At 47.2% G+C, this 15,653-nt stretch carries 10 protein-coding genes; all 10 read left to right on the top strand.

The window, feature by feature from the left end; all coding sequences use genetic code 11:
* Window positions 1-6: 6 nt before the first annotated feature.
* Window positions 7-645, top strand: a complete 639-nt coding sequence (pyrE, locus tag H8698_RS09570; RefSeq protein WP_283245429.1) for an orotate phosphoribosyltransferase — start codon at window positions 7-9, stop codon at window positions 643-645.
* Window positions 646-726: 81 nt separating this feature from the next.
* Complete coding sequence (pyrB, locus tag H8698_RS09575) at window positions 727-1,662, top strand: aspartate carbamoyltransferase (protein ID WP_249313229.1); 936 nt, start codon at window positions 727-729, stop codon at window positions 1,660-1,662.
* Window positions 1,656-2,075, top strand: a complete 420-nt coding sequence (locus tag H8698_RS09580; protein ID WP_488153824.1) for an aspartate carbamoyltransferase regulatory subunit — start codon at window positions 1,656-1,658, stop codon at window positions 2,073-2,075. The genes pyrB and H8698_RS09580 overlap by 7 nt, the downstream gene beginning before the upstream one ends.
* 59 nt (window positions 2,076-2,134) lie before the next feature.
* Window positions 2,135-2,878, top strand: coding sequence for a peptidylprolyl isomerase (locus tag H8698_RS09585; protein ID WP_249313231.1), 744 nt, complete (start codon window positions 2,135-2,137; stop codon window positions 2,876-2,878).
* 66 nt (window positions 2,879-2,944) lie between these two features.
* On the top strand, window positions 2,945-3,832 hold the full coding sequence (locus tag H8698_RS09590) for a hypothetical protein (protein WP_249313232.1): 888 nt from the start codon (window positions 2,945-2,947) through the stop codon (window positions 3,830-3,832).
* Between the two features lie 327 nt (window positions 3,833-4,159).
* Window positions 4,160-4,387, top strand: coding sequence for a helix-turn-helix domain-containing protein (locus H8698_RS09595; protein WP_249313233.1), 228 nt, complete (start codon window positions 4,160-4,162; stop codon window positions 4,385-4,387).
* Between the two features lie 119 nt (window positions 4,388-4,506).
* Window positions 4,507-6,225, top strand: a complete 1,719-nt coding sequence (locus H8698_RS09600; protein WP_249313234.1) for an ABC transporter ATP-binding protein — start codon at window positions 4,507-4,509, stop codon at window positions 6,223-6,225.
* The gene (locus H8698_RS09605; protein ID WP_249313236.1) at window positions 6,215-7,999 is read left to right on the top strand and encodes an ABC transporter ATP-binding protein; all 1,785 of its coding nucleotides are present in this window, start codon (window positions 6,215-6,217) and stop codon (window positions 7,997-7,999) included. The genes H8698_RS09600 and H8698_RS09605 overlap by 11 nt, the downstream gene beginning before the upstream one ends.
* Window positions 8,000-8,016: 17 nt before the next feature.
* A complete protein-coding gene (locus H8698_RS09610) occupies window positions 8,017-8,991 on the top strand; it encodes a carbohydrate kinase family protein (protein ID WP_346726839.1) in 975 nt (324 codons plus the stop codon).
* A gap of 495 nt (window positions 8,992-9,486) precedes the next feature.
* The gene (locus H8698_RS09615; RefSeq protein ID WP_249313238.1) at window positions 9,487-15,378 is read left to right on the top strand and encodes an S-layer homology domain-containing protein; all 5,892 of its coding nucleotides are present in this window, start codon (window positions 9,487-9,489) and stop codon (window positions 15,376-15,378) included.
* Window positions 15,379-15,653 lie beyond the last annotated feature (275 nt).

The raw sequence follows: 15,653 nt of genomic DNA on the forward strand, positions 1-15,653 counted from the left end.
GAAACAATGGATATGAAAATAAAAATTGCACAGGATTTATTAAAAATTAAAGCGGTGTTTTTCAGACCGGAGGAGCCGTTTACCTGGGCCAGCGGTATTAAAAGCCCGGTTTATTGCGATAACAGGCTTACGCTGACCGCGCCCGAGGTGAGAAACGATGTGGAAAACGGCTTGGTGGAACTGATTAAAACGAACTTTCCTGAGGCGGAGGTGCTCATGGGCACGTCTACCGCGGGAATTGCCCACGCCGCCATCTGCGGCCATTTGATGGGCCTGCCCATGGGCTATGTGCGTTCGGGCAGCAAAGATCATGGCCGGCAGAACAGAATTGAAGGTAAGCTCAATCAGGGAGACAAGGTTGTGGTAGTGGAGGACTTAATTTCCACCGGCGGCAGCGTGATTGACGTGGTGGAAGCCCTGCGCGATGCCGGGGCCGAGGTGCTGGGCGTTGTGAGCATTTTTACCTATGGCATGCAAAAGGGGTTAGACCGCCTGCGCGACGCAAAGGTAGAAAACCACAGCTTAACGGATTTCGACACGGTGGCACAGGTTGCGGCTGAAACGGGCTATGTAAAGCCGGAAGACGTGGCGCGGCTGATTGCGTTCCGCAACAACCCGTCTGACGAGTCGTGGATTGGGAAATAAGATTCGTTCCAACGGCGCCGCCGGCTTAAATGGTGCCGAGGGCGGCAAACGCCCCGCGGGGGAAGAAAGGCAGGTTTTTTTATGAACCATTTAATAGACATTTTAGAGCTTTCCGAGCAGGAGATTGACCGGCTGATTGAAATAGCAGAGGACATTATCGCCCGGCCGGAGCAATATAGCGAAGCATGCCGGGGCAAAAAGCTTGCTACGCTGTTTTTTGAGCCGTCTACCCGCACGCGGCTGAGCTTTGAAGCGGCCATGTATGAGCTGGGCGGAAATGTTTTGGGTTTTTCCGAGGCGCAAAGCTCCTCGGCCTCAAAAGGCGAGAGCGTAGCCGACACCGTGCGGGTGGTGGGGTGCTATGCCGACATTATCGCCATGCGCCACCCCAAAGAGGGGGCGCCGGTGGTGGCGTGCCAGTCTTCTACCGTGCCGGTGATTAATGCTGGGGACGGGGGGCACAACCACCCCACCCAGACGCTGACAGATTTGCTTACCATTCACCGGGAAAAGGGCAGGCTGAACAACTTAACCATTGGCCTTTGCGGCGACTTGAAGTTCGGCCGCACCGTTCATTCGCTGCTTTTGGCCATGTCGCGGTATGAAAACATCAATTTTGTGCTTATATCGCCGGAAGAGCTGAAAATTCCCGACTATTTAAAAGAAGACTTTTTAATGAAAAACCATGTGCCGTTCACCGAAACCACCTCGTTGGAGGAGGCCATGCCAAAGCTGGATATTTTGTATATGACCCGGGTTCAGCGGGAACGGTTTTTTAACGAGCAGGACTACATTCGCCTGCGGGACAGCTATATTTTAACCGCGGACAAGCTCAAGGCGGCAAAAGACGACATGTGTATTCTGCACCCTCTGCCCAGAGTGAACGAAATTTCGAAAGACGTAGACAGCGACAGCCGCGCCTGTTATTTTAAACAGGCGCTGAACGGAAAATTTATCCGCATGGCACTGATTTTAAAACTTTTGGGGCTGGAACGTGAAGGGGGCAAGGCATTATGATTATTGGACAGATTAAAAACGGCATAGTGCTTGATCACATCACCGCGGGCATGGGCATGGAGCTTTATAACAAGCTGGGTTTAGGCAGCCTGGCCTGCCAAGTGGCGCTGATTAAGAACGCGGAAAGCAAAAAAATGGGCCGCAAGGACATTATTAAAATTGACGAGGCAATTGACATTGATTTAGACGCGTTAGGTTATATTGATGAGAGCATTACCGTAAATATAATAAAGGACGGAAAGCTTTTTAAGCGGAAGCACCTGGAGGTGCCGGAGCGGGTTGTGAACATTTTAAAATGTAAAAATCCCCGGTGCATCACCACCACCGAGCAGGAGCTGCCTCACATTTTTAAGCTTACCAACCGGGAGAAAAAGGTTTATCGCTGCATCTACTGCGAAAGCAAGGGAAACTGATTGCAATTTGGTTTGATTTGTGATATACTGGAAAAAAATAAATGTTTAGGAGACGAAATATGAACAACAATATTGTGGCAAACGTTGGCGGGAACGCCGTTTACGCACAGGAAATTGACGAAATGGTGGCAGCTTACGCCCAGCGCGGCCAGAACTACGACACGCCCCAGGGCAGGGCGGCGCTTTTGGAGCAGGTGATTAACAAAAAGCTTTTGCTGCTTGATGCAAAGAAAAATTTGCTGGAGCACAATCCGCAGTTTAAAGCGGAGCTTGATAAAATTAAAGATGAAATGCTGGCAAACTTTAACGTGCAGAAGGTGATTGAAAACATCACCGTGACAGACGACGAGGCGCAAACGTTTTTTAACGAGAATAAAGACCAGTTTCAAAAGGGCGAAGCCGTTAGCGCAAGCCACATTTTGGTGGACAGCGAGGACAAAGCAAACGAAATAAAAGAAAAGATTGAAAGCGGCGAAATCGGTTTTGAAGACGCGGCAAGACAGCACAGCACATGTCCGTCGTCGCAAAACGGCGGCGCGTTGGGCGAGTTTACCCGGGGACAGATGGTGCCCGAGTTCGACCAGGCGGTTTTCTCTATGGACGTGGGCGAACTTCGCGGCCCGGTGAAAACTCAGTTTGGCTATCATTTAATTAAGCTGACAGGCAAAACCGGCCCGGAAAAACTAAAGTTTTCCGACGTAAAAGACCAGGTGAAAAACATGGCGCTGACCGAAAAACGGCAAAAGGCGTTAAACAGCAAAATTAACCAATTGAAAATTTTATATCCGGTTGACAAAATGTAATTAAAAATCCGCCGGCACGGCCCGTGGGCAGGCGGAATTAAAAAATAATACGGGAAGAAAGGTTATGTGGCGTTTATGATTACACAGGCTTATAAGGCGGCGCTTTCGGTTTTGGCAAAAAAACCGTTTGTGCTGTGGGGACTTTCACTCATGTCGGGGCTGCTGTGCATTTTGGCGGTTATTTTCTGCCTGCCGCTGCCCATTGTGTTCATTCCGGTGAGCTTAACGCTTTCCGCTGGCATGTCGATTATTTATTTAGACGGGCTGCGGGGTAAACAGGTCAATTCCGACCAGCTGTTTTTAGGGTTTAAAAATTTCTGGCACGTTGCCGGCGGCATGGCGTGGATGATGCTTTGGGTGCTGATTTGGTCGCTCATTCCCTTTGCAGGCATTATAATCGGCATTGTTAAGGCATATTCTTACCGCTTTACGCCCTACATACTGATGACGCGGCCCGAAATTTCTGCAACCGAGGCGCTGCGCGTTTCCATGCGCGAGACCCAGGGCAAAAAGGGCGCAATGTTTGGCGCAGATATTATCATTGCGTTGGGATTCCTTGTTGTGGTTATGATTTTGGCGCTGCTTGCCCAAATTCCCATTCTGGGCGTTTTGTTTGCCTTGCTTTTGGCGATTGTGTATATTGTGTTTATCGCGTTCGGCCCGCTGTTTTTAGGGCTGGTGGAAGCTTATTTTTATGAAACCAGAAACCACAGGCCGGTGTATTATCAATATCCGCCCTATGGCCAGACGCCCGGCGGCGCACCCAATGGCGGACCATATTATCAGCAATATCCGCCGCAGTCTGCGCCCAACGGCGCGCCAAACGGCGCACAGCCCCGCCCGCCGGTAACACCGGCGCCTGAGCCGAAACCGGCAGCACCGGAACCGAAGCCGGCAGCGCCGGAGACAAAAGCTGAGGAGCCGAAGCCTCAAGAACCATCTGAGACGAAATAGCACAGAAAAAAACGCGGCGGATTTTCCGCCGCGTTTAAAAATTACTGCTGATTGCAATCACACTTACCACAGGAGATATACAGGAAAGGAGCAGTAATTCATTTTAGGGGGAGAGAAACGGCGTGGGACCGCTGTTTCTCCGTGAAATCAGTTGACAGAAAGCGCAATTGCTGTTATAATGATATTGTCACATATTACTATTCCAGGGCAATCTCTGTCTTTTTTTGATTTCATTGTTATTATACAACAGGAATATCTGTATGTCAATACCGAAAACAGAAATTTCTGTAATTTGTGAACTGTTACTAAATAAGGAGGGGAGCTGTTATGCAAAATAAACAAATTGCAGAACGTATTAAAGCACTTTGTGAAGAAAAGTCACTTGCAAAGTCTGCTGTTTTGAAAGCTTGCGAAATTAATCGCAATTTTATTTATGACTTAAAACATAACGATACATCTCCATCCTGCGACAAAATCGTAAAGTTAGCAGACTATCTCGACTGTTCAACGGATTATCTTTTGGGCAGAACGGATAACCCGAAGATAAACAAATAAAATTTTTAAGGCCGCATGAAAGCGGCCTTTTTTGTGTCTTTTTGTCCTTTAGCGGTTTGACAAGTTTAGCCAAAAGTGGTAAAATTAAAAAATATATGTGATAAAAGGGGTGGGAAAATTTGAGAAAGCTTTTTGAATATATTGCGCCGCTGAAGTTCTATATGCTGGGCGGCCTGTTTTTAAAATTTTTTGCCGCCATGATGAACCTTTTGGTGCCGTCGGTGCTGGCAAAAATAATCGACGACGTGGTGCCCGCAGGCAACGTCAGCATGATTTTTGTCTGGGGCGGCGTTATGGTTTTGTGCTCGGCGGCAGATCTTGTTTCCAACGTAATTGCCAACCGAATGGCCACAAAAAGCGCGGGTAAAATTACCCGAAAGCTGAGGCGGGACGTTTATGAAAAAATCTCTTACCTTTCGGCAAAGCAAACTGACACGTTCACCATTCCTAAGCTCATTTCCGTGCTCACCTCCGATACATACAACGTGAACCAAATGCTGGCGAGAATGCAGAGAATTGGTATTCGCGGCCCGGTTCTACTCATCGGCGGCCTGTTTGTCACCTTCAGTTTAGACCGTGCTTTAACCCTGGTGCTGGCGGCCCTGCTTCCGCCCATTGCCGTAATTGTATATTTCATTACGAAATACAGCATGCCAATTTACGCCGCCATTATGCGGTCGGCCGACTCGCTGGTGCGGGTTGTGCGGGAAAACTTTGCCGGTATTCGCGTAATTAAGGCGCTCTCGAAAACCGACTATGAAAAAGAACACTTCCGCACCATTAACACGGAGCTGTTTGAAAAAGAAAAAAAGAGCGTAAATTTAATGTCCATCACAAGCCCCGCCACCACGCTGATTTTAAACGTGGGGCTGTGCCTGGTAATTTTGGTGGGAGCATATCGCGTAAACGGCGGCCTTTCCCAGCCGGGCAAAATCATTGCGTTTATGACCTATTTTACCATTATTTTAAACGCAATGATTGGCATAACCAATATTTTTATTATGTATTCTAAGGGCGCGGCGTCTATGGAGCGTATTGCCGAGGTGCTGGCGGCAGAGGGCGATTTAAAGGTTTTAGACCTTCCGAAAACAGACACAGCGTTTCACGTGGTGTTCGACCGCGTTTGCTTTTCCTATAACAAGGTGAAAAACAATGTAGAAGATATAAGCTTTGCACTGAAGCGCGGCGAAACCTTAGGCATTATCGGCGCAACGGGCAGCGGAAAATCTACGCTGATTAACCTTTTAATCCGGTTTTACGACTGCGACTCCGGCGGCATTTTTATTGATGGGCGCGATGTGCGCAGCATTCCGAAAAAAGAGCTTTACAGCAAGTTTGGCATTGTGTTCCAAAACGATTTTATCATGTCCGACACCATTGCGGAAAACGTGCGGTTTGGACGCAGCATAGAAGATGAACAGGTGGTTCAGGGATTAGAAAACGCCCAGGCAATGGATTTTGTGTCCCATCTTGCGGAACGGCAGCAGCACGAGCTTACCGCCGGGGGCAGCAACATCAGCGGCGGACAGAAACAGCGGGTGTTAATCGCCCGCGCTTTAGCCACACGGCCCGAAATTCTGATTTTAGACGACTCGTCCAGCGCGCTGGACTATAAAACCGACTCCCAGCTTCGCAAAACGCTGAGCCGCCTGCTTCCGGACACCACAAAAATTATTGTGGCACAGCGCATCAGCTCGGTGAAAAACTCCGACCATATTTTAGTTTTAGAGGGCGGCCGCATGTTAGGCTATGGCACACATGAGGAGCTTTTGGCAACCTGCGGGGAATATAAAAGCATTTTCGATTTGCAGATGGGAGGGTTAAGCAATGAAAAATAAACCTTCTTACCGCACGGCCACAGGCAAAACCAAAAAGAAATATTTGCTGCTGCGGCTGTGGAAATATATGAGCCGTTACCGGCTGCTTATTGTTTGCGCTGCAGTGCTGATGCTTGTGAGCAACATTTTTGCCCTGCTGGGGCCAAAGCTTTCCGGCGACGCTATCGACGCCATTGGCACAAAGCCCGGCGGCGTTGATTTTCCCACTGTGTTCTATTATGTGAAGTTTATGTTGTTGTTTTATGTGTTGTCGGCGGTGTCGTCTTATGCGCTGTCGCTGATAATTCAAAAAATTGGGCGCAGAATGTCTTATGAAATGAGAAAAGACGTGTTCGACAAATTGGTTTCCCTGCCGGTTGGCTTTTTCGACCAGCATCAGGCCGGCGACATTATCAGTATTATTTCCTATGACGTGGACACGGCAAACTCTTCTTTGTCCAACGACTTTTTGCAGGTTTGCCAGAGCGCGGTAATCATCATCGGCTCGTTTATTATGATGCTCACCATTGCGCCGGTTTTGGTTTTGGTGTTTGCTGTTACCATTCCTGTGTCGGTGGTATGGACGCGGTATATCACAGGGAGAGTGCACCCGCTGTTTCGCAAACGCTCAAAAAAGCTGGGTGAATTAAACGGCTTTGTGGAGGAGATGATCGGCGGTCAGAAAACCACAAAGGCCTACCGGCGGGAAGAGGCGTTTTTAAAGCGGTTTGACGTGAAAAACGACGAGGCGGTGGACGCTTATACCACTTCGGAATATTACGGCACCATCACCGGCCCGTCGGTAAACTTCATTAACAATGCGTCGCTGGCCTTGGTCAGCGTGTTCGGCGCCTTTCTTTACTTTTTGGGCTCCATCGGCATTGGGGACATTTCGTCCTTTGTGCTCTATTCCAGGCGGTTTTCCGGGCCGATTAACGAAATAGCCAACATTTTGGGCGATTTGCAGTCTGCCTTTGCCGCAGCGGAGCGGATTTTCAGACTGCTGGACGAATTGCCCGAAAAAGAAGATGACAAGGCTGCGGCGGTGCTGAAAGACGTTTACGGCGACGTTTTGATTGATAACGTAAGCTTTGGCTATACGCCGGAAAAGATGATTATAAAGAACTTAAACCTCCACGCCGAAAAGGGAAACTTAATTGCCATTGTCGGCCCCACCGGGGCGGGGAAGACCACCATCATCAACCTGCTTATGCGGTTTTATGATGTGCAGCAGGGCGACATTTTGGTGGACGGGCAGAGCATTTATTCGCTGACCCGGGAAAGCCTGAGAAAAGCATATACAATGGTTTTGCAGGACACCTGGCTGTTTGGCGGCACAGTGTTTGAAAACATTGCCTACGGCAAAGAGAACGTCACCCGGGAAGAAGTGGTTCAGGCCGCAAAGGCGGCAAAAATTCACGACTTTATCGAGGCGCTGCCAAACGGTTATGACACTATGCTCACCGACAACGGCATTAACATTTCAAAGGGGCAAAAACAGCTTTTAACCATTGCCCGGGCCATGCTGTTAGATTCTAAAATGCTGATTTTAGACGAGGCCACCTCCAACGTAGACACCCAGACGGAGCGGGCAATTCAAGACGCAATGCGAAAGTTAATGGCAGACAAAACCTGTTTCGTTATTGCCCACAGGCTGTCTACCATTCAGCATGCAGACCTGATTTTGGTGGTGAAGGACGGCAACGTGGTGGAACAGGGCGTGCACGACGAACTGCTTGCAAAACGGGGCGCTTACTTTTCGCTTTACAATTCGCAGTTTGACACATATGATTAAAAAAAGGGAGGCAAACTATGATGAAAACCATTCTTTGCATTGGCGAAGCATTAATCGACTTTATTCCGGCTCAAAAAGGGTGTGCGTTAAAGGATAACGCAGTGTTCGAGCGGGCCTGCGGCGGTGCGCCGGCAAACGTGGCGGCGGCAGCGGCGCTTTTGGGCGCGCCTGCAAAAATGATTACCCAGCTGGGAAACGATGCGTTCGGGGACTACATTACCGAGGTGCTGAAAGGCGCCGGGGTAGACACGTCTTGCATTTTGCGTACAGATAAGGCCAACACCGCTCTTGCCTTTGTTGCGCTTAAGGAAGACGGCAACCGGGATTTTATGTTCTACCGCAATCCCAGCGCCGACATGCTGCTGGAAAGCTCCCAAATAAAAGACGAGTGGTTTTCCGACTGCGGCATTTTGCACTTTTGCTCGGTGGATTTAATTGATGCGCCGGTGAAAGATGCACACCGCCGGGCCATTGCTCTGGCTAAGGCGAACGGAGCTAACATCAGCTTCGACCCCAACATTCGTCTGCCGCTGTGGGACGACGAACAGGAGTGCAAAAAAACGGTGCAGGAGTTTATTGATTTTGCAGACATTTTAAAAATTTCTGACGAGGAATTAGAATTTATCACAGGGGAAACAGATATAGAAAAAGCCGTACCCGGTTTGTTTGCCCGGGGCGTGAAGATGATTATGTTCACCCGGGGCAAGCAGGGAGCGAGCATCATTACGCCTGACTTTACCGTTTTTGCAGACAGCGTAAGCGTCACCGTGCAGGACACCACCGGCGCGGGGGACTCAATTATTGGTGCGTTTCTTTTCTGCCTGACGGAAAAGGGCGTAACAGACCTTTCTGCCGTTTCAAAAGAGGATATGGAGGCTATGCTTCGCTTTGCTAATTTCTATTCGTCTTACAGCGTGACGAAAAAAGGCGCCATTACGTCTTACGCCGGCTATGACGAAATTATAAAGTTTATAAAAAAGCAAATTAATTAAAAATATATATTTTGGGATTGCGTAAAGACGCTGCAGAAAAATAAATGTTTTTCCGCAGCGTCTTATTCGTGAATTGAAACGTTTATAGAGAGAGCAAAAAATAAAGAGCGTACACCAAAGCATAAATAGCGTGAGGACGATTGGGATATGGAATTGTAACAGTTTTTAGATATAAAAAGACAAAAAATAATATCCCGTAAAAATCATCGGAAATATTGACAGTAAGCGGATTTTAGTGGTATAATATAACAATGTAATATGAACCAAATAAAAATGAAAAGATATTTTTTAGAAAGAGGCTTGACAGATATGAAAGCATACGACATAATTTGATAGGCGGGGTATGTCTGCCTTTTTCTATATTTTTCAAAAATATATTTCTCGGTAACAGACGTGTTTTTTTACGGGCGGGACATGCCTGTTTTGTATTTGGGCGGGCATATCTGCTTTATGAATTTCTTTAGAAACGTAATATAAACGAAAGGATGACGAAAAATGAAAAAATCAAAAAACAGGTTGTTGTCAGCAATACTTGTAATGTGTATGATGATAAGTATGCTGTCCGGCGTGAGTCTGACTGCGTTTGCGGAAGGTCCGATCAACATTTCTTCGGTTGATGATTTAGAGGCGCTTCGCGATGCGGTCAACAACGGAGAAACCTATGCGGGAAAGACGGTTACATTGACCGAAAACCTTGATTTGGGAACGATACCAAATTGGACGCCGATAGGAACAAGCAGCAACCCGTTTGAAGGAATATTTGACGGTGACAGCCATATTATCTACAATCTGACAATTGACACAGACGTCCGTTACTGCGGACTGTTTGGGTATGTTTCAGGCGGGGCTATTAAAAATCTTGGTCTTGAAAATGTGAAAGTCACTTCAACGGCTAACGATGTTGCCGGTCTGACCGGGTTTGCAGGATACGGCTCAACGATTGAGCGCTGTTATGTAACCGGTGTTGTTACGGGTTATGCTGCGGTAAGCGGCATTGCAGGGTCAACATACGGCAATGTGTCAACGGTGAGGAATACATATGCACGCGTACAGATTAACCGTACATCGACCAGAGGAGACAGCGCAGGCATTTCCGGATGGAATGAGTCGGGAAGCGTTAAAATTGAAAACTGCTATTCTGCTTGCACCGGCGAGGTTCGTCCGATTGCCGGCTGGAGCGACGGTGCTGCAGTTCCGAACGGGCAAATTATAAATACATATTTTGATCAAACACTTTCTCCCGATTTCAGTGCTTCGAGCGGCAGAGTTGATTTGGGAAGAACATCGGAACAGCTAAAAACAAAAACAACATACGAGGGCTGGGATTTTGAGTCTGTTTGGACAATAGACGAATCAATAAACGGCGGCTATCCGTATTTGCAGGGATTTACGCCCGGTCTCGGCGGCGCACCCGGTTCAATTTCTGTTGCTGTGAAGGATGCAGACGATAATCCAGTGACAGATGCTGATGTATATATCACAAACGGAACGGACAACATTCCCCTGAATCATCAGGGAGACGGAATTTACAGCGGCACGGTTGAAACAAATGGCGAAACCTATGAACTCTATGTGAACGATAAAGAGATGGGTTCATTCACACAGAACGGATCGGGTGCTTTGACCATCCCTTCTATTACGATTGAAGCTGCGGCAACGCAGCCAACGAAAGTAGGACCGTTTATCGTGAGCGGCGGAGTTGAGGGACAAGATTATAAGTATACGGAAGTTTTTGACGACGAACACAACGTGTATGATAATGTACTTACGGTTTTAACGAATATACCGTTGAGCATTACGGCGAGTAGCACTGTAACTACTGCGCGGATTGCTGTTGCGGACGGAGTAAATGCGAACATTACTTTGGATAATCTGAAAATTGATTTGAAGAATCATAACGGCAGCGCGCTGGCTGTTCCAAACGGTGCAAGTCTGAAACTGACATTAGCGGGAGATAATCTGCTCAGAAGCTATGCGGCAGGCCCGGGCATTTTGGTGGATAACGGCGCAGAGCTGGAAATCAACGGAACGGATACCGATATCCTTGAAGTTTATGGATCACAGTTGTACTCCTATACGGATCAGGGTGGCACCAGCGGTGGTTATGCAACCGGATTTGCCGGCATAGGCGGACCGAACTCCGGCAGTGCATATAACTATACAGGAAAAATTACGATCAATGGCGGTACAATCACGGCGCATGGTTTTGGATACGGCGCCGGTATCGGCGGCGGAGATTATGGCTCGGGCGGCATCATCACAATCAATGGCGGCATTATTACCGCAACAACGGGCGAAGGACTGCCAAACGGATGGATAGACAGCTCTACCGCAAATGCCAGTGGTATCGGAGCTTCCCAGGGACAACCGGGCGGCACAATTTTGATTACCGGCGGTACGGTGAAGGCTTCAGGCGGATATGGCTGTGCCGGTATTGGCGGAGGTACTGCCGATGTGACGATCACAGGCGGTGATGTAACAGCTTACGGAGGCCCGAAAGCGGCCGGTATTGGCGGATATGACCAGAATAAGGGAAATATAAAAATTACCATAGGGGCCAATGCTACTGTTACTGCATACGGCGGTTCCGGTGGCTGTGGGCTTGGTCAGGGATCAAATAAAACAGCGCCTACGACATTGAATGTTGAGAAGGGCGCAAAGGTAATTGCGTTTTCAAAAGAAAATAGCAATCGCCCGGCTGTAACAGCAGTTGCCAACAGTGCAGAGAATTCGGCAAATATGGTGAATGCTTATATCACAAATATGACATTGCCGTTTGATGTGCCGATTACGGCTGTGCTCGGTGATGAAACTGTTAATCTGACTGTTCCGGCCGGCACGGGAGGCGTAGCATTTACCACAGAAGCGGCAGGAGAATTTATTGCAAAAACATCTGCTGCTGTCGGCAACGTTATTTATCGGTTTATCCCGGAGGATAAAAGTAAAGTTACAATCACATCCTCCGCAATGTTTGGGATGGAAAATGTTGTGGCGGTATCTGCGGAGAGCCTGAATGTTGCAGAACTTACCATTGGCGAGAGCAAAACATCGTACGAAACTTTTGCTGAAGCTTGGAAAACCGGTGTAGACTCGGCACAGCCGTTTACTCTGAAACTGCTTGCGGATGTAAAATCCTCGGATTACAAGGGCAAAATTACAGATTTCTATGGTACGATTTCAGTAAAAAATATATCAGCAACGCTTGATTTAAATGGTTTTACTCTTTTGCAGGATACGGAAAATAAATACAGCATTTTTTCACTTTCGGATGCTTCGGATTTTACGATTGAAGATACAAGCAATGAAAAAACGGGAAAAATCACAAGTAATTTTACATATGGAGACAGGGATGTCGGCGGTCAGGAGCCGGGGAACGGTTTGGTTAATATACTGTATGAAGACAGTAAGCTGACTTTAAACGGTGGTACTGTTTCCGGTATCCAAACCGCTGAAGGCAAAATATACTGTGCTGTAAATGTTAACAAGGGTACCTTTGTTATGAACGGCGGAAAAATTGCAAATAATGCCTGCACCGGCGTTGTGGTTAGGAACGGCGGTAAGTTTACCATGAACGGCGGAGAGATAAGCAAAAATACAAGCAACGGCATGGGCGGCGGTGTTCTATCCCGCTGGGGCGTTGTAGAAATTAACGACGGTGCGAAAATTACAGGCAACAAGGCTCTTTACCCTTATTGGGGCAGAGAAGGCAACGGCGCGGGCGGCGGCATTGCTGAAATTACAAGCGGCACTACCGGCGACGGACTGAGTGAGGCAGCCTCCGGGGTTATTTTAAGCGGCAGCATTGACATCAGCGGAAACTTTGGTGCGGATAATCAGGCTGACGATATTGCGGTTATCGGTTTGGAAACATACCAAGACGCTGCGGCTTATAAAAGCTACGCTGTTACCGTTCAGGAAGATTTTTCCGCGGTAAATAAAATAGCTATAAGAAAACTAAACACCGGCAGTGCCATTGTGGTTCACGCAGGCAATAAAAGCCAGACTGAAAACTTTTATCCGGGACATCCGGATTATACCTTTGGTATGTTTGAAAACAATTCACTGTATCTGACAAAGAGTATAAAAACCAGCCAGGTGACAGCAAAGGTTCAAATTGAGGGTGCGGAACGGCAGCTGTCATATACCGAAAGTGATTATACGCAGATTCCGTACAATACAGTCCGTGAAGTTATTCCGGTAACGGCTTTTGATTCGCCGGACTTCACCTTTTTATATCAGAATGAAAGCGGTAATGTAATCGGCGCTTTTCCGACGGATATTGGCAAATATAATGTTGAAATCTCGTATATATATTACAATTTAAAAAACGGCTCGGTTTATGAAAATAGCAGGACTTTCTACTTTGAAATTGTAAAAGCCGACCCGACGTATATAGTTCCGACAGGCTTGACGGCGACCTATGGCGATGTGCTTGCGAGTGTTATGTTGCCGGATGACTGGACATGGAAAGACAGTACTCAGAGCGTTGGAAATGCGGGGAACAATACATTTAAGGCGAAATTTACGCCGGATGATACGGAGCACTACAATATCATAACAGATATTGACGTTTCAGTAGCAGTAAGCAAGGCAAATCCGGTTTATACCGTTCCGACAGGCTTAACGGCAACCTACGGCGATACGCTTACCAATGTTACATTGCCAATCGGCTGGACGTGGGCAGATAATACACAGAATGTCGGCAGCGTCGGCAATCATACTTTTAAGGCGGCATTTACGCCTGCTGACACGAACAACTATAACCTTGTAACGGACGTTGACATATCTGTTGCAGTAAACAAACGCCCGGTTAATATCATTTGGAGCAGCACAGAAAATTTTGTGTATGATGGTACGGAAAAGACAATCTCGGCTGAAATTGAAAACCTTGTTTCCGGCGATACGGCAAATCTAACGCTTGACGGAATTGTGAAAGCAACCGAAAAAGGCAGTTATACAGCTACGGTTACAGCGGTTGATAACAGTAATTACACGCTTGAAGGCGGCACAAATCTGGAAAAGAATTGGTCGATTTCCGAAACCGAAAATAAGTGGACACAGGAATTAACAATCACCGGCTGGGCTTACGGTGAAGCAGCAAATGCACCACAGGCAACGTCGAAATTTGGTACGGTGGTTTTCAGCTATTCTGAAAGTGAAAACGGTGAATATACGGAAAATATTCCTCAAAATGCCGGAACCTATTGGGTAATGGCGGCCGTACCCGGTACGATAAGCTACGCTGAACTTTCTGCAAAGAAAGAATTTGTGATTGCAAAAGCAAATCCTGTCATAGAAGAAGCACCGGAAGCAACACGGGTGCGCAGAGATTATGAGTTGTCTAATTCAACTCTCAGCGGCGGTATTGTAAAGGGCGTGAACGATACTGTTCTTGAGGGGTTATTTGCTTGGAAAGACGGAACAGAAGTAATGAATGAAACAGGCGAATTTACAAAAACGGTTGTATTTACGCCAGTTGATGGAAACTATGTGCCGGTTGAAATAGAGATAACCGTAACAGTTTACCGCCCGTCAGGCGGAGGAACTACCACGACACGCTATACCGTAACATTTGACACGCAGGGTGCCAGCAAAATTTCATCGTCAACCGTAACAAGAAATACTGTTGTGAAAGAGCCGGCAGAACCTACGAAAAATGGATATGTTTTCAGCGGGTGGTTTACCGATAAGGAATGCACAGAGGAATATGATTTTACAGCAAAGGTAACAAAAAATATTACTTTGTATGCAAAATGGACCGAGGACAAAAAAGAACCGTCGGAGCCAACAGACCCAACTAAGCCTACCGACCCGACAGAGCCGGAGAAATGGAAAAATCCTTTTACCGATGTGAAAGAGGATGATTGGTTCTATCATGCGGTACAGTATGCGAGCGAAAATGGTCTGTTCAGCGGCGTAACGGAAACTGCATTTGCCCCCGATGAAGCCATTACCCGCGGTATGCTGGTAACGGTGTTGTGGCGCATGGAGAATAAGCCTGTTGTCAATTATCTAATGACTTTTGCGGATATAGATGGCAGTGCCTATTATGCGGAGGCGGTACGCTGGGCGGCAAGCAATGGTATTGTCAAAGGCTATTCTGATACGGAATTTGCACCGGACAAATTGGTTTCCAGAGAAGAAATTGCGGCAATTATGCAAAGATATGTTGATTTCAAGGGAATGGATACTACAGCAAAGGCTGATTTGAGTAAATTTACAGACCATGCAGCCGTTTCAGAATGGGCGAAAGGAAATGTACAGTGGGCAGTTGGTTCTGGTTTGATTTCCGGCGAGGACAATAACCGTATTGATCCGCTTGGCAGCGCAACCCGTGCGGAAACAGCGGCCATTCTGCAAAGATTTTTAGAAAAAACAATCAAATAATACAACAGCCCCTAAACGAGATTAAACCGGAAGTGCCGCCCGACAGGTTTCCCTGTCGGGCGGCACTTTTGTATCTGTTAAAGTTTTCCATTAATTTAATAAGGTGTGCTCTTATCATTTCGGATGCGTTTGTGCATTCCGCGTTTGATAAAAGGATAAATCAAAAACGGAAGTGAAAAAAATTAAAAACACTCAATCATTAAAAGAGTAAAAAGTGCCGTTTTTGGAAATGGTACATATAGGCGGATTTAAAAATCGAAAGCGTTCGCTGAAAA

This window comes from Congzhengia minquanensis, from assembly GCF_014384785.1.
GTDB lineage: Bacteria > Bacillota > Clostridia > UBA1381 > UBA9506 > Congzhengia > Congzhengia minquanensis.

Excerpts from the sequence above, each read along its gene's own strand:
- H8698_RS09595 (WP_249313233.1), top strand. The coding sequence starts at position 4,160 with ATGCAAAATAAACAAATTGCAGAACGTATTAAAGCACTTTGTGAAGAA.
- pyrB (WP_249313229.1), top strand. The coding sequence starts at position 727 with ATGAACCATTTAATAGACATTTTAGAGCTTTCCGAGCAGGAGATTGAC.
- H8698_RS09615 (WP_249313238.1), top strand. The coding sequence starts at position 9,487 with ATGAAAAAATCAAAAAACAGGTTGTTGTCAGCAATACTTGTAATGTGT.
- H8698_RS09585 (WP_249313231.1), top strand. The coding sequence starts at position 2,135 with ATGAACAACAATATTGTGGCAAACGTTGGCGGGAACGCCGTTTACGCA.
- pyrE (WP_283245429.1), top strand. The coding sequence starts at position 7 with ATGGATATGAAAATAAAAATTGCACAGGATTTATTAAAAATTAAAGCG.
- H8698_RS09605 (WP_249313236.1), top strand. The coding sequence starts at position 6,215 with ATGAAAAATAAACCTTCTTACCGCACGGCCACAGGCAAAACCAAAAAG.
- H8698_RS09610 (WP_346726839.1), top strand. The coding sequence starts at position 8,017 with ATGATGAAAACCATTCTTTGCATTGGCGAAGCATTAATCGACTTTATT.